At 70.0% G+C, this 19856-nt stretch carries 19 protein-coding genes and 5 pseudogenes; 16 read left to right on the top strand and 8 right to left on the bottom strand.

The genetic code is table 11. The features are described from left to right. Positions 1-197 precede the first annotated feature (197 nt). From PV734_RS20945 to PV734_RS20960, 4 genes are all read right to left on the bottom strand, one after another. Positions 198-485, bottom strand: a complete 288-nt coding sequence (locus PV734_RS20945) for a hypothetical protein (protein WP_319094485.1) — start codon at positions 483-485, stop codon at positions 198-200. A gap of 195 nt (positions 486-680) precedes the next feature. Then, the gene (locus PV734_RS20950; protein ID WP_319094486.1) at positions 681-2096 is read right to left on the bottom strand and encodes an NAD(P)/FAD-dependent oxidoreductase; all 1416 of its coding nucleotides are present in this window, start codon (positions 2094-2096) and stop codon (positions 681-683) included. A 218-nt stretch (positions 2097-2314) separates the two neighbouring features. Then, positions 2315-3589 (bottom strand): sensor histidine kinase, encoded by a 1275-nt coding sequence (locus tag PV734_RS20955; RefSeq protein ID WP_319290797.1) that lies wholly within the window; start codon positions 3587-3589, stop codon positions 2315-2317. Between the two features lie 171 nt (positions 3590-3760). Further along, on the bottom strand, positions 3761-4450 hold the full coding sequence (locus PV734_RS20960) for a response regulator transcription factor (RefSeq protein ID WP_319094488.1): 690 nt from the start codon (positions 4448-4450) through the stop codon (positions 3761-3763). Between the two features lie 223 nt (positions 4451-4673). Here PV734_RS20960 and PV734_RS20965 point away from each other — a divergent pair, with 223 nt between their 5' ends. Beyond that, positions 4674-5006, top strand: a complete 333-nt coding sequence (locus PV734_RS20965; RefSeq protein WP_319094489.1) for a helix-turn-helix transcriptional regulator — start codon at positions 4674-4676, stop codon at positions 5004-5006. Positions 5007-5052: 46 nt separating this feature from the next. After that, a pseudogene (locus PV734_RS20970) lies at positions 5053-5200 on the top strand (helix-turn-helix domain-containing protein); the annotation flags it as partial. Here the strand turns inward: PV734_RS20970 and PV734_RS20975 are convergent. Then, positions 5176-5865, bottom strand: a complete 690-nt coding sequence (locus PV734_RS20975) for a P-loop ATPase, Sll1717 family (protein WP_415924236.1) — start codon at positions 5863-5865, stop codon at positions 5176-5178. The pseudogene PV734_RS20970 and the gene PV734_RS20975 overlap by 25 nt on opposite strands. A 148-nt stretch (positions 5866-6013) precedes the next feature. On the opposite strand from PV734_RS20975, the pseudogene PV734_RS20980 reads away from it, so the two are divergent. Further along, positions 6014-6367 (top strand): annotated as a pseudogene (locus PV734_RS20980) (hypothetical protein); the annotation flags it as partial. A gap of 890 nt (positions 6368-7257) precedes the next feature. Continuing rightward, positions 7258-7626: pseudogene (locus PV734_RS20985) on the top strand (radical SAM protein); the annotation flags it as partial. Here the strand turns inward: PV734_RS20985 and PV734_RS20990 are convergent. Further along, positions 7578-7752: pseudogene (locus tag PV734_RS20990) on the bottom strand (radical SAM protein); the annotation flags it as partial. The pseudogenes PV734_RS20985 and PV734_RS20990 overlap by 49 nt on opposite strands. Positions 7753-7846: 94 nt before the next feature. Here PV734_RS20990 and PV734_RS20995 point away from each other — a divergent pair. The 5 genes and pseudogenes from PV734_RS20995 to PV734_RS21015 all read left to right on the top strand — a co-directional run bounded on the left by PV734_RS20995 (position 7847) and on the right by PV734_RS21015 (position 13605). Then, complete coding sequence (locus PV734_RS20995; protein WP_319290890.1) at positions 7847-9520, top strand: FAD-dependent oxidoreductase; 1674 nt, start codon at positions 7847-7849, stop codon at positions 9518-9520. Then, positions 9517-11016, top strand: coding sequence for an ATP-binding protein (locus tag PV734_RS21000; RefSeq protein WP_319290800.1), 1500 nt, complete (start codon positions 9517-9519; stop codon positions 11014-11016). The genes PV734_RS20995 and PV734_RS21000 overlap by 4 nt, the downstream gene beginning before the upstream one ends. Then, positions 11013-11363 (top strand): UBP-type zinc finger domain-containing protein, encoded by a 351-nt coding sequence (locus tag PV734_RS21005; protein WP_319094492.1) that lies wholly within the window; start codon positions 11013-11015, stop codon positions 11361-11363. Before PV734_RS21000 ends, PV734_RS21005 begins: the two co-directional genes overlap by 4 nt. A gap of 65 nt (positions 11364-11428) precedes the next feature. Further along, positions 11429-13021: pseudogene (locus tag PV734_RS21010) on the top strand (ATP-binding protein); the annotation flags it as partial. Between the two features lie 461 nt (positions 13022-13482). Next, positions 13483-13605: a hypothetical protein gene (locus tag PV734_RS21015; protein ID WP_319290802.1), complete on the top strand. Its 123-nt coding sequence runs from the start codon at positions 13483-13485 to the stop codon at positions 13603-13605. A 407-nt stretch (positions 13606-14012) separates the two neighbouring features. Here the strand turns inward: PV734_RS21015 and PV734_RS21020 are convergent, their stop codons facing one another. Next, positions 14013-14180, bottom strand: a complete 168-nt coding sequence (locus PV734_RS21020) for a ferredoxin (RefSeq protein WP_229878594.1) — start codon at positions 14178-14180, stop codon at positions 14013-14015. 104 nt (positions 14181-14284) lie between these two features. Then, positions 14285-14932: a TetR/AcrR family transcriptional regulator gene (locus tag PV734_RS21025; protein ID WP_319290806.1), complete on the bottom strand. Its 648-nt coding sequence runs from the start codon at positions 14930-14932 to the stop codon at positions 14285-14287. Between the two features lie 348 nt (positions 14933-15280). Here PV734_RS21025 and PV734_RS21030 point away from each other — a divergent pair, with 348 nt between their 5' ends. The 7 genes from PV734_RS21030 to PV734_RS21060 all read left to right on the top strand — a co-directional run bounded on the left by PV734_RS21030 (position 15281) and on the right by PV734_RS21060 (position 19856). Continuing rightward, positions 15281-15586, top strand: coding sequence for a hypothetical protein (locus tag PV734_RS21030; RefSeq protein ID WP_319290809.1), 306 nt, complete (start codon positions 15281-15283; stop codon positions 15584-15586). A gap of 278 nt (positions 15587-15864) precedes the next feature. Then, complete coding sequence (locus PV734_RS21035) at positions 15865-17382, top strand: MFS transporter (protein WP_319290811.1); 1518 nt, start codon at positions 15865-15867, stop codon at positions 17380-17382. 118 nt (positions 17383-17500) lie between these two features. Then, positions 17501-17893 carry an SDR family NAD(P)-dependent oxidoreductase gene (locus PV734_RS21040; protein WP_319290814.1) on the top strand — a complete coding sequence of 131 codons (393 nt, stop codon included), beginning with the start codon at positions 17501-17503 and terminating at the stop codon, positions 17891-17893. 195 nt (positions 17894-18088) lie between these two features. Continuing rightward, the gene (locus tag PV734_RS21045) at positions 18089-18232 is read left to right on the top strand and encodes a hypothetical protein (protein ID WP_165269958.1); all 144 of its coding nucleotides are present in this window, start codon (positions 18089-18091) and stop codon (positions 18230-18232) included. A 68-nt stretch (positions 18233-18300) separates the two neighbouring features. Further along, entirely contained in the window at positions 18301-18816 is a 516-nt protein-coding gene (locus tag PV734_RS21050) for a hypothetical protein (RefSeq protein WP_319290819.1), read from the top strand. Then, positions 18813-19055, top strand: a complete 243-nt coding sequence (locus PV734_RS21055) for a hypothetical protein (protein ID WP_319290822.1) — start codon at positions 18813-18815, stop codon at positions 19053-19055. Before PV734_RS21050 ends, PV734_RS21055 begins: the two co-directional genes overlap by 4 nt. A gap of 228 nt (positions 19056-19283) precedes the next feature. Further along, entirely contained in the window at positions 19284-19856 is a 573-nt protein-coding gene (locus PV734_RS21060; protein WP_069757829.1) for a MarR family winged helix-turn-helix transcriptional regulator, read from the top strand.

Below are 19856 nucleotides of genomic sequence, written 5' to 3' on the forward strand. Positions count from 1 at the left end.
GTGATCCTTCCCGGAATGACGGGAGGAATTTTTCCGCTGAATTTCACGGGCCCCTCTTTCGTGGTAGCCTCTTGTTGCGATCTATTTGCCTCAAGGCACACTGCCGGGCCAGAACACACCTCTGGCCCGGCAGTTTTTTCATGCACTTCGTCGATCAGTTCCCGACAGCCACGGGGAGTGAGGCTGTGCGGAGCGGATCAGACGGCGCCGCCGACAGCCGCGGCCTGGGCGTTCGCGGCGTTCGCGACCGCGTTGTTGGCATCCACCGCGGCGTTGTTGGCCTCCACCGCGCTGGCCGCGCCGACCACCTGTCCGACACCACCGGCGACCTGAGCCAGGTCCCCCAGGGCGGCGAGCGCGTTGAGCGCGTTGGCGCCGTTGACTCGGCCGATGCGCGGGGTACCGAGGGTGGGACGAGCGGACGCGAGGATGACACCCTCCACGGGGAGGTCCATACGGTCCATCGCCTTCGCAATGCTGCTCATTCGCTTTTCCCTTTCGTTCCGAGGGCTTCGGAGAACCTTTTTCCGTGCCCTTCGAGAAAGAACACTACGGGCGCCCGCAGTGCCCCACATCCATAAAATTGACGAATTTCGAAGTGACGGGATTCACAGTGTGCGGGCGGCACGAAAAAAGCCCGGACCATGTGGTCCGGACCTTCTCGGAAAAGGGTTTGCCGCTTATCGGCGAATTCGGCGCAGTGCCGATGCGGCCGCGTTCGCGCCGCACATGCCGTGGGCGCCCGCGCCCGGTGGCGTGGCCGCGGAGCAGATGTACATGCCGGGCACACCGGTGCTGTACGGGTCGAGTGCGACGCGGGGGCGCAGCACGAGCTGGAGGGCGGTGTTCGCCCCGGCCACGACGTCACCGCCGACGTAGTTCGGGTTGTACTCCTCGAAGCCGGCCGGTGAGCGGACGGCCGTGTCCAGGACCCGCTCGCGGAATCCGGGGGCGAAGCGTTCGATCTGCGCGACTACCGCCTCCGTGGCGTCGCCGTTGTAGCCGTGCGGAACATGCGCGTACGTCCAGACGGGGTGGACGTCGCCCTTCGAACGCCGTGGATCGGCGAGGTACTGCTGGCCGACGAGCACGAAGGGACGCTCGGGCATACGCCCCACATGGATCGCCCGCTCGGCGGCGGCGACCTCCTCGTAGTTCCCCCCGAGGTGGACGGTGCCGGCCCGGCGGGCAACCTCGCTGGTCCAGGGCACACCTTCCTGGACGGCGAAGTCGACCTTGAAGGCACCGGGTCCGTGGCGGTACCGGCGGTACGCCCGGGCCACCCGCCCCGGCAGCCGGTCGCCCAGGATGTCGGCGACCGCGCGCGGTGCGAGGTCGAAGAGGACCACGTCGGCCGGAGGCAGGTCGACCTGGGACCGCACCCGGACACCGGTCTCGATACGGCCGCCGAGCTCCGCGATCAGCGCCGCCAGCGCGTCGCTGATCGCCCGGGAACCGCCCGAGGCGACGGGCCAGCCGTACCGGTGACCGGCGGCGATGATCGTCAAACCGACCGCGGCGCTCGCGGGCCGGTCGAACGGACGGAACGCGTGCGCGGCCACCCCCGCGAAGAGCGCGCGGGTGGTCTCCGACCGCCACAGCCGGGCGACGACGGCGGTGGGAAGCAGTGCCTGCGGCCCGAACCTGGCCAGGCGCAGGGGATGGCGGGGCAGGTGGGTGAGCGGCTGCATGAGGTCCTCGGCGAGTGCGTCGTAGCCGTCCGCGAGCGGCCCGAACACCCGCCGCCACCTGCGTCCGTCGACAGCGCCGAGCCCGTGGGCCGTCTCCTCCACCGACCGGTGCAGAACCCCTGCCTCCCCGGAGTCCAGCGGGTGCACACAGTCGACATCCGGCAGGCACCACTTCAGGCCGTGGCGGCCGAGGTCGAGGCCGCGCAGGAACGGGGAGCCGACGGCCATGGGGTGAGTGGCGGAGCAGTGGTCGTGCAGGAGTCCCGGGGTCAGTTCGCTGGTGCGGGTGCCGCCGCCGATGGTGTCGTCGGCTTCGAGGACGGTGACCTCGACACCCTCCCGGGCGAGGTACGCGGCAGCCGCGAGACCGTTCGGGCCGCTGCCCACCACGAGGGCCGTACTCATGGGCCTCCTGCTTTTCTTCGGAGAGGGGCACCGGTCCGCCAGTTCGCGAAGCGGTGAACGGGAAAGGGTGGGCCGGGCCCTCGGCAGGGCCCGGCCCGGGCCGTTTCACCACTCTGCGGAACGTAAGAAGGCCGTCCCGGCACCTTTGGGTCTCCGACACTAGAGGGCGGCCCTGTCGGGCGCATTCGTAGAATTGCCTAACTCACGCGCCGGATCGCCTACACCGCTTCCCAGTTCATCTCCGGCTCGGGCTCCTTGCGGACAGTGCGCTTTGCGTGGCGGCCTGCTTGCGGGCGGGACAACGCAACAGGGGCGGCGGGTGGTTCGGTGCCCTGGAGGGTGGCTTCCGTGAGCAGTGGGAAATGGGCGATGAGCCACCAGCCGCCGTCGTCGGCGGAGCCGGCCGTCAGGGAGCCGCCGACCGCCTCCGCCCGCTCACGCAGACCTATCAGGCCGTAGCCGCCGTCGCCTCCCGTGGGACGGGAACCCCGGCGCTCGGAGCCGGTGTTGTAGACGTCGACCCGGAGCAGGTCGTGTCCGGTGCGGTGGACACGCACGGTTGCCTGGGCTCCCGGCGCGTGCCGCCGTACGTTGGTCAGCGCCTCCTGCACCACGCGATGGACCGCGGAGCCCACCTCGGGCAGCAGACCGCTTCTCCGGGCGGCGCCGGTGATCTCGAGCTGGGCGGTCGATCCGTCACCCTGGCCGCTGAACGCCGAGACCAGCTTGGCGAGTTCGGCGTAGGGCTCCTCCGGACGCTCGACGGTGGTCTGCTCGCCTTCCTCACGCAGTACGCGGATCAGACGGCGCATGGAGTCCATGGTCCGCTGTCCGGCCTCGGCGATATTGCTCAGGATGGGGCCGACCTGATGGGGCGAACTCTCGTGGATCACCCCTGCGGCGTGCGCCTGCGCGATGATGCCCGTCACATGGTGCGCGACGAAGTCATGCAGTTCCCGGGCGAGTTGCACCCGTTCGGCGAGCCGTACGGCGGCGATCGTACGCCTGCGCCGGGCGTCCAGGGTGCGCAGGTAGCAGCCGACCCCGACCGTCCCGCCGACGGCGAACGTCAGCAGGAAGGGATAGGTCAAGGTGATTCCGGTGCCCCCGGTGCGCAGGGGTTCGTCGATGACGCTGGCCCCCATCGCAGCGGCCAGTACGAGTGCGATGCCGGGGCGGTTGACGTCACGGCAGACGCGGGCGAGCAGGACCAGCATGCAGGCTGTCTCCAGCAGCCCCCATTCGGGCATGGCCCACCCCATGAGGCAGGTGCCCAGCGTCACCATCGTCGAGCAGGCCGCGGAGACTCCGGCCCGCAACTCGATGCTCAGGCGCGCTTCCGGCACGAGCAGCAGGCCCAGGGCGAGGGAGCCGGTCACGAGCGGCAACCAGTCGAGGGGGCCGCGCTGCCGTGCCCCGATGATCCCCATGTCGAGCATCCACAGCATGCCCAGGACCGGGTACAGGGTGCGGCGGCTCAGCCACCCCTGCATGGGTAACCGAGGGGTGCCGTGGTGCGGTTGGGTCGCTCGTGCCGAGAGTGCCGCGAGTGACGAAGTTGTCATACAACCGGAGGTTAGGCATCCGGGTGCCTGCCTGACAGCTAGTGGAACGATCTGTGGGCAGGGACACAGATCGAATACAGAAGCGTCGCAGGATCAACATCAACGTCCGGGCCGGACAGTCCCGTTGGCCCAGGCCCAGGCGGCGACCTCCACACGGTTGCGCACACCGAGCTTGTGGTGGATATGGCCCAGATGCGTCTTCACGGTGGACAGGGACAGGCACAGCTCATCGCTGATCTCCTGGTTGGTACGACCCACCGCCACCAGCCGGGCGACCTCCAACTCCCGTGCGCTGAGCGATGATTCGGGCATACCAGTGCCGTTCACCGACGCCGACGCCCGCTCCTCCAACTGCTTCAACAGCCGGAGCGTCACCGCGGGCGAGACCAGCGCGTCACCGCGCGCCGCCGCCCGTACCGCCTCGACCAGCAGCGCGGGCGCGGCGTCCTTCAGCAGGAAGCCGCAAGCTCCGTTGCGCAGCGCCACGTTGAGGTAGTCGTCCTGGTCGAAGCTGGTGACCACCACGACCTGAGTCGGGTGCGTCACCCCGGGGCCGGCCAGCAGCCGGGTCACCTCCAGCCCGTCCAGCTTCGGCATACGGACGTCCACCATGCACACGTCCGGCCGCAACGCGCGCGCCAACTCCACGCACGCGAGCCCGTCGGCGGCTTCTCCGATCACCTCGATGTCTTCCTGGGCGTCGAGGATGAGCCGGAAACCGGCCCGGACCAGATCCTGGTCGTCGGCGATCAATACGCGTGTCGCGGGGCTGCTCACGCGGCCGAGCATGCCACGGATCAGGTGGCGGATCCGGCCGTCCGCGGAAAGCCGACGGACCGAACGGCCGCAAGGACCCGGTGAGTTGACGCCTTCGGACCGTCGATCGGCCGATGCCTACTGCCGGGTATCGGTCCAATGGTCGATGGCCGGCGCCCGGGAGTCACGGAAGAGTCTCAACGCACCGGGCGGACGACGCCGCCGGTCTTGCCCCCCTCCGAACAAGGCAGGCACCATGGCAGTGACAGTCGATAGCTCTGGCCGGCTCAGCACCCGTGAACTGGAGATCCTCCTTCTGGCAGCCCACGGCCTGTCGGACGCGGACATGTCCGACCAGTTGTCGATCTCACCCCGCACGGTGGCTTCCCATATGCGCAGCATCCGGGAAAAGCTGTGCGCGAAGAATCGCACGCATCTCATCGCGATAGCGCTGCGTGCGGGAATCCTCGCGCTGCGCACAGACCGCACAGACCGCACAGGATGGTCGGACGGGCTGGATTGGCTCGACGAAACGTTCCACTTGACGGGGCAAAGCGGGGTTCAGGCCCGGTCCCTCCGCGTTGCGTAGCCAGTGACCGCCGAGACCGATCCCGTCGCCGAGCTGAGCCGTGAGTGACCGGCGGTGCAAGCTCCCGCCACACCAGCGTGTGCTGGTCGCGCTGGGCGTACCTGCGTCGTCATGTCACCCTCGCGCGCATCGCGGCCGGTTTCGGGATATCCGTCGGCATGGCTCATGCCTACGTCGCGGTTGTCGCCGCTGTCGAGGGCGGGCCGACAACACGGATGCACGTGGAACTCGTCCTTTCCGGGGCCGGGCGGCGCGTGGATCCCGCCGGTGTGGACGACGTCGTCGCCCGCCACACGCCGGGGAAGCCCACCCCCTGCAGCACATCGGTAATTCCCTGCGGGGTCAGGCTGTCCGTGTTGGCGGGAAACTCCTCGTGCAGCGCCTCCCTGCGGGCCTCGAACCGGGTATCGATCAGCTCCCGCGTGACGGCGTACCCGCTGTTCGCGAACAGCGGGAACAGCGACCGCAAGAAGGGATGGTTGACGAGGTACTCCTTGGCGAGATCCTGCAGCTTCCAGCGGGAGAAGCGCTCGGTCGCCGCGAGCACGTCCTCCTCCGTGCTGGCGAGCCCGCCCCACTCGTCGGCCATGCTCCGGCAGGCGTTGAGGAACTGGTTCGCGTCCCTCGGTCGCGGCAGGGCGCGCGCGAAGAGGTAATCGGCGGTCGGCTCGCTCTGCACGCTCGGCGCGAACAGTCGCTCCCACAGCTGGTCGGCTGTGAATTCGGCGCCGAGTGAGGCGCGGGCCCCGGCTAGGGACTGTGACCAGGAAGGTTCACCGTGTCGCGCCAGCTGCGTTGGCCGGACCGCCGAGGTACGTGCGGCAGGAGCCGTGGCCCTCCGCCTTGCGATGCACCGCACGGGCCGCCGGCCGGGCGGCCTCCTTACGGTTGGTGGCCTTCGTGCCCCGGTCCGGGCTCACACTCGCCGCCCCGCCCTCTCGGGCGGAAAAGACGGGGCAGGCGTTCAATCGGATGTGCGTGCGGCGCGGGATTGTTAGGTTCGCCGTGTGCCGAAGCTGAATCAGATCATCGCAGTCGAAAGGGGCGTCAAGTCCAAGGCTCTCCAGGAGCTCACCCAGGCTCACCAGGACGTGCAGAAGCCCGCCCTGCTGGCCGGTATCTCCCGGACCTACCAGCCCAAGGACGAGGAGGGCGAGCAGCTGCCGCCCGAGTCGACGCGAGTGCAGATCAAGGCCGAGGACGCTCTGCGGGCGACCGCGGGGACGCTGACGCGGCTCTTCGACGTGACCGCGACGAAGGACTGGGCGAACCGGTCCGCGGCCACCTCCGGCTCTCTGCCCGTGCTTTCCGTGCCGACGGACCCGCCTGTCGACTCATGTCCGCGTATGCCTCGTATGCCTCGTATGCCTCTTCGCGCCTTCGCACCTCTTCTGGGCCTGCCGCACTATGAGTCCCCACGGCTGTGCCGAACCGGGGTCTTGTGATTCAACGGCAGTCGCGGCGGCTTTACTCGGCAGGAGCCATCAGGACCACGCCGGTCAAGGAGCGATTGCGAAAGGTGATCTCGACCGGCGCGCCTTGACCCACGCGGAACTCGGGCGCGTGCAAGGTCGCCGGGATGTACCACGGTGTGGCTCCCCGGGTGCGACAGCCACCGGGACTGGTCTCGAGAGGCTGGAACGACGTTTTGCTGTCTTCGCCCCACAGCGACTGCGCGATACCCGCGAGCGGCCACAGGGGCCCGGTGATCAACTTTTGGCGGCCTTCAGCAACTACCGGATACGCGGTCCTCACCTGAGCACCGGCCGTGACGTGAGCCGTGGCCGACGTTGCGTCCGCAGCACACATGCCCTTGCTGGCGCATGCCGCGGACGGGGAAGCCGGATCCGAAGGCGTTCGAGAATGCCCCCGAGTTGACCGCCGTTTCCATAAGGTCACCGGTGAACCGGGCCGACAGGTACTGGCCGGTGTCGGAGGAACCGCTCCCGGTGCCCGACGAACGCACTGGCTCACTCCGCTCTGGACGAGCAGCCCCCAGCCGTCGGGACCGTTGCCGAACGCCACCGCATTGCCCGTCCCGTCGCCCGAAAACGGCCCCGTGACGATGAACACGGCATCGGACATCCCGGGGAGAACCGCACCCTCGACGCCCACCCCGTGCTCGTCATAACTGGGCGGCCCGTCAGCCGAGTCGGGCGGACAGGTGGACTGGGCCATCTGGTGCCAGCCGCCCGCGCTGTGACGCCAGAGCACCAGGTGCCCGCGTTGGTCGTAACAGGCGGCCTCGAAGGCGATGGACACCGACGTCGACTGCTACCAGCGCGCCGAAGGCCACTACCGGCCTGATGCCGGGCATCCTCGCCGCCCTGCGCGACCACGCGAACCCCTTCTCGATCCTGACGAAGGGCACGCTGATCCTGCGCGACCTCGACCTCCTGGTGCAGGCCTCACAGGTCACCGACGTCGGCATCTCCGTCTCGGTCGGCTTCACCGATCTTGAGCTGTGGCGCACGGTGGAGCCGGGCACGCCCGCCCCCGAGCGTCGCCTGAATGGTTCATGGCCTGGCTGTCGCAGTACCACCCGTATCTGGTGCGCCGCTACGAGCGGCTGTACGTCTCACGGGCTCCCGGTCGCAGATACACCACCAGCGGTGTGACGGAGGCGGCCCCGGGCGGCGATCGCGCGCGCGGTGGCGCGCAACTGGGCCGGGTCGTCGCTGAGGAACGGGATCACCGGGGCCATCAGGACCCCGCAGTCGATGCCGTGCTCGGCGAGGGCGCGTACGAGCTCTGGTGATCGCCTACCCGCGGGTACTCACGTGCTGCCCGGATCCCCGTTGCCGTCGCCGTGGCCCCTCCCCGTCACGTACGGTCGTTCTATGGCACCGGAGAGGTCTACCGTAGGTGTAATCATGACCGTGGACGACGACCCCGGGGTCTCCCGGGCCGTCGCCCGTGACCTTCGGCGGCGCTACGGCGAGTCCTACCGGATCGTGCGCGCGGAGTCCGGCGAGTCCGCGCTGGACGCCCTGCGGGAGCTGAAGCTGCGCGGTGATCTGGTGGCGGTGATCCTGGCCGACTACCGCATGCCCCAGATGAACGGCATCGAGTTCCTCGAACAGGCTCTGGACGTCTATCCGGGTGCGCGCCGGGTGCTGCTCACCGCGTACGCCGACACCAACGCGGCGATCGACGCGATCAACGTCGTCGACCTCGACCACTACCTCCTCAAGCCGTGGGATCCGCCGGAGGAGAAGCTCTACCCGGTGCTCGACGATCTCCTGGCGGCCTGGCGGTGCAGTGACTTCCGCCCCGTGCCGAGCACCAAGGTGGTCGGTCACCGGTGGTCGGCCCGCTCGTCGGACGTACGGGAGTTCCTGGCCCGCAACCAGGTGCCGTACCGCTGGTACTCCACCGAGGAGCCCGAGGGGCAGCGGTTGCTCGCGGCCAGCGGCCACGACGGGCAGCGGCTGCCGGTGGTGATCACGGCGGACGGTACGGCGCTCGTCGAGCCGGAGGTGCCGGAGCTGGCCGCGCGGGTGGGGCTGGCGACGACGCCCACGGCCGACTTCTACGACCTGGTCGTCATCGGCGGCGGTCCGGCCGGACTGGGCGCGGCCGTGTACGGGGCCTCGGAGGGGCTGCGTACGGTGCTGGTGGAGCGGTCGGCCACCGGCGGGCAGGCCGGGCAGAGTTCACGCATCGAGAACTATCTCGGCTTCCCGGACGGCGTGTCCGGCGGCCAGCTCACCGACCGGGCGCGGCGTCAGGCCACCAAGTTCGGTGCCGAGATCCTCTCCGCGCGCGAGGTGACCGGACTGGAGGTGAGCGGCTCGGCTCGGCTCGTGCGGTTCTCGGACGGGTCGGCGATCGCCGCGCACAGTGTGATCCTCGCGACCGGTGTGTCGTACCGGCAGCTGGAGGCGCCGGGCGCCGTCGAGCTGTCGGGCTGCGGGGTGTTCTACGGGTCCGCGCTGACCGAGGCCACCGCCTGCCAGGGCCAGGACATCTATATCGTCGGCGGCGCCAACTCGGCCGGACAGGCGGCGATGTACCTGTCCAGGGGCGCCAAGTCGGTCACGCTGCTGGTGCGCGGAGCGGACCTCACGGCGTCGATGTCGCACTATCTGATCCAGCAGATCGACCGGTCGCCGAACATCTCGGTGCGGGCCACCACGGTCGTCGAGGCCGCGCACGGCGACGGCCACCTGGAGCAGCTGACGTTGCGCGACACGGCGAGCGGGCAGACCGAACTGGTCGACGCGCAGTGGCTGTTCGTGTTCATCGGCGCGGCTCCGCTGACCGACTGGCTGGACGGCACGGTGCTGCGCGACGAGCGCGGGTTCATCCTCGCCGGGCCCGACATGACCGCGGACGGACGGCCACCGGAGGACTGGGAGCTGGACCGGCCGCCGTACCACCTGGAGACCAACATCCCCGGCGTGTTCGTCGCCGGGGACGCTCGCGCGGAGTCCGCCAAGCGGGTCGCGTCCGCCGTCGGAGAGGGAGCCATGGCCGTGATGCTCGTACACCGGTATCTGGAGCAGTCGTGAGCGGCCGGCCGGTGCCGTGCAGCCCGGCGGAGATCCGCTCGCTGTTCCTGTTCGAGAAGCTCGCCCCGGAGCAGCTCGGCAGGCTGTGCAGCGAGGGGCGGGTGGAGCTGTTCGACCCCGGGCCGGTGTACACCGAGGGCGATCCGGCCACCTGCTTCTACGTGATGATCGAAGGCACGGTCGTCCTGTCGCGCCGGGTCGGCGTCGACGACGTCGAGGTGAGCCGCACGTCCCAGTCGGGGGTGTACGCGGGGGCGATGCAGGCGTACCTGGAGGCCGGGGAACCGCAGCGCTACAAGAACTCGATGCGCGTCACGGAACCGACGCGGTTCTTCGTGCTGTCGAGCCACGGCTTCGCGGCCATCATGCAGGAGTGGTTCCCGATGGCGGTCCATCTCCTGGAGGGACTGTTCTTCGGTTCGCAGACCACACAGCGGGCGATCGGGCAGCGGGAACGGCTGCTGGCACTGGGCTCGTTGTCCGCCGGGCTGACCCATGAGCTCAACAACCCGGCAGCGGCGGCCGTACGGGCCACCTCGTCGTTGCGCGACCGGGTGGCGCACATGCGGCAGAAGCTCGGGATCATCGCCTCGGGCCCCTATCACCGTGATGCCCTGAAGTCCCTGGTCGCCATCCAGGAGCGGACGGCCGAGCGGGTCTCGAAGGCCCAGGCGCTGAGCCCGCTCGAAGCGTCCGACCGGGAGGACGAGGTCACCGACTGGCTCGACGACCACGGCATCCAGGGCGGCTGGCAGATCGCGCCGACCTTCGTACAGGGCGGCCTGGACGTCGACTGGCTGGAGCAGGTCGCGGCGGCCGTGGACGAGGAGATCCTCCAGGCCGCCATCGGGTGGCTCAACTACACGGTCGAGACCGAGCTGTTGATGTCGGAGATCGAGGACTCCACCGCGCGCATCTCGCACCTCGTCGACGCCGCCAAGCAGTACTCGCAGCTGGACCGCGCCCCCTACCAGAACGCCGACGTACACGAACTCCTCGACAGCACCCTGCTGATGCTGTCGGGGAAGATGGGTTCACGCGTCAAGGTCGTGAAGGAGTACGACCGTTCGCTGCCGAGGGTTCCGGCCTACCCCGCCGAGCTGAACCAGGTGTGGACCAACCTGATCGACAACGCGGTGTCCGCCATCGACAGCGCGGGCGGGGACGGCACGTTGACCGTTCGGACGGCCCTGGTGCACGACCGGCTGCTGGTGGAGTTCCGCGACACGGGCCCGGGGGTGCCGGCGGAGATCCGCGGCCGGATCTTCGACCCGTTCTTCACCACCAAGCCGGTGGGCGAGGGGACGGGGCTGGGGCTCGACATCTCCTGGCGGATCGTCGTCAACAAGCACCACGGCGATCTCCGGGTCGAGTCCGTCCCCGGCGACACCCGCTTCCAGGTCCTGCTTCCCCTCACCGCCGCGGACCCCGAGACCGCCACCGACACCGACATCGACCCGGCCGTGGGCTCCGCCCCGGCCCAGGAGCCGTCATGACCAAGGACACCGGAATCGACCCCAGCGTCCCGCCCAGCGGGGCGGGATGCGTCGAGTGCGACGCCGCCGGCGGCTGGTGGTTCCATCTGCGGCGCTGCGCCCAGTGCGGGCACATCGGCTGCTGCGACGACTCCCCCGCCAAGCACGCCACCGCCCACTTCCGGGAGACCGGCCATCCGGTGATCCGCAGTTACGAGCCCGGCGAGGCCTGGTTCTGGAACTTCGAGACGTCCGAGCTGGAGGAGAACGGCCCGGCCCTCGCTCCTCCGGTCAGTCACCCGGCCGACCAGCCCGTGCCGGGGCCCGCGGGACGCGTCCCGGCGAACTGGGCGGAGACGCTTCGCTGAGCCCCATGGGCCGCCGGGGCCCGTGGGCGAGCGGGTCATCGGCGCGCGCGTGCCAGGATTGATCCGTGCCGCAGAACCTGTACGACACCCCACTCATCGGCCGGGACGACGAGCTGAGCCGTCTCCGCGGTGTGCTGGACCGTGCCCGTGCCCGTGAAGCCCGTGCCGTGCTCATCGCCGGGGACGCCGGGGTGGGCAAGACACGGGTGCTGGCGGAGGCCGCCGGACGGGCCTCCGCCGGCGGAATGACCGTGCTCACGGGCCACTGTGTCGATCTCGGTGACGTCGGGCTGCCCTATCTGCCGTTCACCGAGATCCTGGGCGTGCTGGCCGCCGACGAGCGGTTCGCGGAGGCGCTCACCGCCCATCCCGTGGTCGGACGACTGCTCGGCGGCGGGGCGGAGGACGGGGTACAGGACGCCGGCGGACGGCTGCGGCTGTTCGAGGGGATGGCCGGGCTGCTGGCCGCCGCCACCGAGGTCGCTCCCCTGCTGCTCGTCCTGGAGGACCTGCACTGGGCCGACCAGTCGTCCCGGGATCTGCTGCGCTTCCTGCTCAGCCGGGGCGTGCTGCAGGGGCCCGCGGGCGGCGCGCCCGGCCACCGGCTCGCGGTGTTCGCGTCGTACCGCGCGGACGACCTCCATCGCCGCCATCCACTGCGCCCCCTTCTCGCGGAGCTGGTGCGGCTGCCCGCCGTGGAGCGGCTGGAGCTGCGGCCGATGGCCGACGCCGAGGTGGCCCGGCTGGTGCGTGCGCTGGGCGAGGGGCCGCTGCCCGACATGACCGTCCGCCGGATCGTCGAGCGGGCCGAGGGCAACGCGTTCTACGCGGAGGAGCTGCTCGCGGCCACCGACGCGGAGTCAGGGGGCGTACCCAGCGGGCTCGCCGACGTTCTCCTCATCCGCTTCGAGCAACTGAGCGACACGGCCCAACAGGTGCTGCGTACGGCGGCCGTCGCGGGCAGGCGCGTCGAGCACGAGCTGCTGAGCGACGCCGTCCGGCTGCCGGAGGACGAGCTGGAGTCGGCCCTGCGCGAGGCGGTCGGACGCCAACTGCTCGTCCCCGGTGAGGGCGACACGTACTCCTTCCGGCACGCGCTCGCCCGTGAGGCCGTCTACGCCGATCTGCTGCCGGGCGAGCGGTCGCGGCTGCACGGGGCGTTCGCGCGGCTGCTGGCCGGGCGGGGTCGCCCGGCCGAGAGCGCGGCGGAGCGGGCCCACCACTACCGGGAGAGCCATGATCTCGCCGAGGCGCTGACGGCGTCCCTGGAGGCAGCCGATCACGCCCATCGCGTCGGCGCGCCCGCGGAGGAGCTGCGGCATCTGGAGGCCGCCCTCGACATGTGGCCGGCGGTGGAGGCGGGCGCCCGTCCCTCGGGCGAGGGCCTGGACACGGTGACACTGATGTTGCGGGCGTCGGCCGCGGCGGCGCACGCCGGAGACTCGCACCGCGCGGTGTCGCTCACCCGGGCCGCTCTCGCCGGGGTCGGCCAGGACACGGACGCCGAACTCGCGGCCCGCGTCCGCTACACACTCGCCGACAACCTCATGAGCATCGACCACCTGGCGGCGGCGTTCGCATTCCCAGTCAAGTGCTTGTGTTCAGTTGGGCGGGTTGACATGGCCGCTTCCTCCCTCTCTTGGGTTGGTACCGCAGCCCTCATGGGGCACACCGACTCGCAGACCGCGGCAACGTCTTCGCACTGCGTCCGCGCGCTACGTAAGGGCAAATACCCGCTCAAGAACACGGCGGCCGACACAGCCCCAGGTTGGTTGTCCGCCTGGAAGGCCTCGTTCCCCCGCTCGGCCGATGGAGAGGAAAGCGAGCGCTGACAGCACTGCCCAGCCTTTGGCGCGGTGAACCGCCGCTTTCGTGGTCATGCCGTAAGCGCTGAGGAGGAACCTGTCGGCTGCGCCCTGGCAGATCCTGCCGCGCCGATCATTGACGCGGATGCCTTGTCAGGTTCGGCGCGGCGGTCGGGCAGCTGCGGTTTGGTGGTGGGGTGTGACCACGCCGAGCGAGCCCCTCTCGCGCGACGCGATCACCGGGGTCCAGCTATCGCGGTGCTGGAGGAATTGGTTTGAGGGCGGCGAAGGCCTCGTCGAGGAGGTCGACGAGGTTGAGGGCGCCGTCGGAGGTGGTCCAGTGGAAGCTGAACTTCCACGGGCGCTACCCGAACGTCCGCAGCCACGGCGACGGGGCCCTTAGGGCGCTGCGGGATCCGAACGCCACCGAGGAATAGACGCAAGCGGCCCCGGTGCCGCCCCACGGAGGGAGGGGCGGCACCAAGGCCGTGCGTCTCTGAACCCGGGGTGGTGGGCGCCATGCCCACGAGCACGAAGGTCGGGAGCGGCCTGCCCGGCGGGATGCGCCCGCTGCGGGACAAGGACACCACCGACGACGAGTAGGGCGGTCACCGGACCGTCGTGGTCGCCACCACCTTGACCAAGGCGTCCGCGCTGGCCAGAGCCCCGGAAGGGGGAGACGGGAGCCGTCACATCGGCCGGGGCCGTTACGGCTTCGCGGACCCGCTCGGCGGAGGTGGGGCCGTCACCGATAACGGTGACGGCCCCGTCGAAGCCTGGCGGCGCAGGGCCTCGGCGGTCGCCGGTCCGCCCGCGGAGGCACCGACGACCACGACACGTGCGGTCACTTCTCCTCCAGCCGGATGGCCGCGGCGGGGCAGACGGCGGCGGACTCGCGTACCCCGTCGTGGAGTTCGGGCGCGGGGTGCTCGCCGAGGAGGACGGCCATGCCGTCCTCGTCCCGCTGGTCGAAGACCTCCGGAGCGATCAGGACACACTGACCCGAGGCCACACACTTAGGCGCCCTTGGCCTCCAGGGCCTTGGCCGTCGAAAAGTCGGCGTCAACAGGTCAGCGCACCGTGCGCCGCTGGATGGCCGCATCCAACGTCCGGCGGTCAGTCGGACGGCGGCAGCAGTCTCCTCATCAACGCCTCCTCAAGCTCGCGCAGGATGGTGTCGTCATCGACAAAGGAATGCGGCAGGGTGTGCCAGAGGGCGAACTGACCGTGCAGGCCGGTCCACAGCAGGACCCCCAGCGTGTCGGCCTCCTCGCGTTGCTCGGGACAGGCTGCGGCGAGGTACTGGTCAACGGCATCGGTCCACGCGATCAGCACCCGGTCGAGCGGATGCCCGGTGGCGCGCCGGTCCTCCGCCGAAGTCTGCTGCTCCAGGCTGAACATGAGCCGATAGCGGCGGGGATTGTCGACGGCGAACCCGCGGTAGGTGCCCACGATGGCGCGCAGGACACCCCATGCGCCGGCACCGGCCTCGGCGGCCGCGCTTCCGGCCTCGCGCATGGTCGACGCCAGCGCGGCGTACCGGGCATCGAGCACCGTCCGCACCAGGTCGGTCTTGTCGTTGAAGTGCAGGTAGATACTGGGCGCGGCGATGCCCAGCTCGCGGGCGATGCCACGCAGAGACAGGGCGTCCTCGCGACCGGACTCCTCCAGGATGCGGGTCGCCGTGTCCAGAATGTCCTGCCGGAGGCGCTCCCCTTCACCCTGCCGGTAGGGCACACGCCGCTTCTGGGCTGCCGAGTCCACGCTTCCTCCTCCGTACCCCGCCGGTTGCGATCGGGCTTTCATCATCGGCCATCCACGGCTTGCCACCCGTCTGGAACGGGCCTCGCCAAAACCACCTAACGGCGTTAGGCTCACCTCGACAACCACCTAACGGCGTTAGTCACCCTAACGCCGTTAGGTCGATGAGAGGAGCCCTCGTGCCCCCTGGCCCCACGCCCGAATTCGTCCTCGCCCGGCCGAGGACCGCACCCCTCGATCCGCCTCCCGCTTACTCCCGCCTGTGTGAGGAGGCACCGATCAGCCGCGTCACCATCTGGGACGGCCGGCGCGGCGCCTGGCTGGTGACCCGCTTGGGAGGACGCCCGTGCGGTGCTCGGCCACCCCGCCTTCAGCAGCGACCCCTCACAGCCCGGCTACCCGGACGTGCAGCCGGATCAGCCGCCCCAGCCGCCCGGCTTCTTCGCCAACGTCGACGCACCCGTCCACACCACGATGCGGCGCACGCTCACCCGCGAGTTCATGGTCAAGAAGATCGACGCACTGCGTCCCACCATCACCGGCATCACGGGACAGCTGCTGGACGAGATGCCCGGTCACAGGGGCCGGTGGACCTCGTGGAGCGTTTCGCCCTGCCGCTGCCCTCGCACCCCGCTGAGCGGGGGGACTCGGCAGTAACCGATTGGCCCGGGACCGCCTTGAGCGGAGGCGGTCCCGACGCGCCGAATCCGTGGGGACGGGATCGGCGCGAGGTCCCAGGTCCGGCGGTGGACCTTCCCCCAGTCCGCCGCCGGATCCGAGGACGCCACCGCGCTCTCTGAGGGTCCTGTCCGACATGCGGCCTACCCGACAGACTGCAGCCCATCGGACCGCCAGCCGCCGAGCCTCACCTTTCGTAGTCCTGTCCGCTTTTCCGCGTCCCGAAATTCCGTTGCCAGTTCCGAAGGGGCACCCCTATGTCCGAAACAGCCCGCAAGGCACCCAGCGTTCCCGACCCCAACCGCTGGCGAGCCCTCGCATTCATCTCGATCGCCCAGCTGATGGTCATCCTCGACGCGACCATCGTGAACATCGCCTTGCCCTCCGCTCAACAGGACCTGGGCATCTCGGACGGCAACCGCCAGTGGGTCATCACCGCCTACGCCCTCGCCTTCGGCGGTCTCCTCCTGTTCGGCGGCCGGATCGCCGACCTCTGGGGCCGCAAGCGCGCCTTCGTCATCGGTCTGGTGGGCTTCGGCGCGGCCTCCGCACTGGGCGGCGCCGCCACCAACGAGGCGATGATGTACAGCTCCCGTGCCCTGCAGGGCGTCTTCGGCGCCCTCCTCGCCCCCGCCGCTCTCTCCCTGCTCTCCGTGACGTTCACCGACGCCAAGGAGCGCGCCAGGGCGTTCGGCGTCTACAGCGCGATCTCCGGTGCCGGCGGCGCCGTCGGCCTGATCCTCGGCGGCGTCCTGACCGAATACCTGGACTGGCGCTGGACGTTCTTCGTGAACATCCCATTCGCCGCGATCGCCGCAGCCGGTGCGTACTTCGTCATCAGCGAGCCGGAAGGCGGGCGCAACCGCTCGCCGCTCGACATCCCCGGAGTGATCCTGTCCGCCCTTGGTCTGGTCGCGCTGGTCTACGGCTTCACCCGCGCCGAGTCCGACGGCTGGAGTGACTCCACGACCCTCGGCCTGTTCGTCGCCTCCGCGGTCCTGCTGCTCGCCTTCGTCATCACCGAGGCCAAGGTCAAGGCCCCGCTGCTGCCCCTGCGCGTGGTCACCGAACGCAACCGCGGCGGCGCCTTCCTCTCGTTCGGCCTCGCGAACATCGCGATCTACGGCCTGTTCCTCTTCCTCACCTACTACCTGCAGATCGTCAAGGGCTACTCGCCGATCAAGACCGGCTTCGCCTTCCTGCCGTTGGTTGTCGGCACGATGATCGGCGCGACCCAGATCGGCACCCGCCTGACGCCCCGCGTGCCGGCGCGGCTGCTGATGGGTCCCGGCTTCCTGGTCGCCGCGGCCGGCATGTTCCTGCTGACCCAACTGGAGGTCGGCTCCTCGTACGCCGGTCTCCTCCTGCCGACCCTACTGATCGTCGGCATCGGCCTGGGTACCGCGTTCATGCCCGCCATGTCCGTGGCCACGCACGGGGTGGAGTCGCGCGACGCCGGTGCCGCCTCCGCCATGGTCAACACCTCGCAGCAGCTGGGCGGCGCAATCGGCACGGCCTTGCTGAACACCATCGCCGCCTCCGCCATGGCCTCGTACATCACAGACCACATCGCCACGGCCGCGACGAAGCCCCAGCAGCAACTGGTCCAGCTCCAGGGCATGGTGCACGGCTACGCCAACGCCGCCTGGGTCGCCGTCGGCATCGTGGCCGGCGCCGCCGTGATAGCGCTGGCTCTCATCAACGTCGGCCGCCCGAAGGCCGATTCGAGCACCGGCGAGGGACCCGAAGCCCAGGTACCGGTGATCGCACACTGACAATGCCCCCTCCCGAGCGGGCCCATGGTCCGCTCCGGCTCCTCCGCATCCGGAGCCGGGGCGGGCCTTCTTCGGTCCCGACGGCCGACAGCAGAGGGCGCTGGTGCCCGGCCTCACCATGGCCACCCCGAGCGAGTCCACGGTGGAAAACCTGCAGCCGCAGATCGAGTACAACTTCTACGGCGCCGTCACCGCCGCCCGCGCCGTATTGCCCGCCATGCGGGAGGCCGGAGCCGGGGCCCTGCTGTTCACCACCGGCGGCGGCTCCATCAACCCCGTCCCCATGCTCGGCAACGTCAACGCCGCGGCCGGAGCACTGCGCAACTGGGTGCTCAACCTGCACAACGAACTGGCGGGTAGCGGCGTGTACGCCGCGCACGTGGCGATCAGCACCTGGATCGGTGACGACGGCCCCGAAGGCATCCCCGCAGCCACCCCCGACCAGATCGCACCCTTGTACTGGGACCTGCACGAGCGCCGCGACCAACCCGAGGCCGTCTTCACCGGCTGACTCACGCCGGCACTCCGTCCGCTGCCCACGGGCGGCGGACGTCGTTCTCGCGGTCGGCCCGAAGCTGCCGGTATGGGCTCGATATCCCAAGTCGGCGATGGTGGGCGGTTCGTGACGGTCGGAGGATACGCCTGCCGGCACGACTTCCGGTGATCATGGAGTGTCGAGTTCGCTGATCACCACAAACGGAAGACCGTGCCTGCTGCGCAGCGCAACGCGTCGGCCCCGCCCTACGGGCCGTACGACCCGCCGCCCGCCGGTTCAGCCCAGACCGTCGGCGCCGACCGGGACGGCGGATTCGTCGAGCAGGGCGTCGGTGACGGTACGGCGCAGTCATAGACCGTATCTCGCTCGCCGAGGTCGCCCGCCGCATCCAGGACGGTGTCCCGCCGTCCCTGCGCGGCCGGGTGTTCGCGGCGACCGCCGACCTGGCGGCGCTCGCGGGGTGGGTCAGCCACGACTGCGGCCGGTACCCCATCGCCCAACGCTTCTGGAGTTACGGCACGTACGCGGCCAGGGAAGCGGGGCGGCGCGACCGCGGGGTGGAGATCGTCACCCGCATGTCGCACCAGATGATCTACCTCGGCCACCCGCAGGACGCCCTCGGTCTCCTCGGCGTCGCCGCGAAGAAGGCCACCCTGCCCGCGACGAGAGCGCTGGTCGCCTCGCAGACCGGCCGGGTGCACGCGGCCCTCGGCGACGAGCGGGAGGCCGACCGGTACCTCGGCGACGCCGACGGCCTCCTGGCGGACGGACTCGGCGACGACGTCCCCGAGTGGGTGAGCTACTTCGACGCGGCCGAGCATGTCGGCGCCCGCGCGGTCTCCGCCCGCGACCTCGCCGGACTCCACCGCGGCCGCCGAGTGGCGAGCGGCCATTTCGAGGACGCCCTGAAGCTGCGCAAGCCCGGCTCGACCGCGTGAAGGTCATGGACCGCGTCGGGCTCGCAGCCGCGCTGCTCGACGAGGGCGAGGCGGAGCGGGGAGCCGCCGCGGCGCACCAGACGCTCGACGACGCGGCCCGCGTCGACTCCACCCTCGTGGCCTCCCGCCTCAACATGCTGCTGGAGGCGGCCCGGCCGTACGAGACCGCCGCGGTGCAGGACGTACGTACCAGGGCTCGGGATCTCGTCACCGCCCGTCCGACCACCATCGCGGCCTGAGACCATCGAGCGCATGGGTAAGCACTCCCGGCGCCTCCTTCGACGTAAGGAGTGCACCACGATCGCGGACAGACCGCACCGCCCGCTCTGGACCTGCTGATGCGCGATTGATGGCGCCACGCGAACCGAGCGAATACGGCCGAGGGCAACGAGGCAGGCACCATACAATTTGGACGCGAACGATTGCGTTGCCCCATGCCTTCACAGGCGGCCCGAAGGAGTGTGCCCGTGCCCGGCCATCGTTCCATCACCGAAGCCGAGAAACTGGCAGAGGCCAAGCTTGGCGGTATCCCCCTACGGCATGACCAGATGGCCGTCGTCGCCAACATCTATCGCGCCGCCTCGGCGGTGCGGCAGCACCTTGAGAATTCCGTGTTGCGCGGCGTCGACCTGACGTGGACTGCCTTCGTGGTTCTCTGGGTCATCTGGGTCTGGGGTGAGCCGGAAACGCGGCACGTTGCAGAAGAGGCCGGGATCTCCAAGGGCACGCTCACGGGGGTTGCCCGGACGCTGGAAAGGCGTGGGCTTGTACAGAGAGCCGATCACCCCACCGACGGCAGGCTGGTGCTGCTCAGCCTGACTGATCAAGGTGAGGAGCTGATGCGGCGCGTCTTTCCGGCGTTCAATGAGGAGGAAGCCTTCGTCACGGGGCAGCTCAGCGATGAGCAGTGCGGCATCGTCGCTGCCGGGCTGCGTCAGGTGGTGCTGCAGGTGGAGGAGAACGGTGAGACACGCCGCCAGGCTCTTCTGGGCGGTGCGGCCCCCGCGCCACGTCGTAGCGGCCGCCGCCGCAAGGCGTGA

This window comes from Streptomyces sp. AK08-02, from assembly GCF_033795085.1.
In the GTDB taxonomy this organism is placed as follows: Bacteria; Actinomycetota; Actinomycetes; order Streptomycetales; family Streptomycetaceae; genus Streptomyces; species Streptomyces echiniscabiei.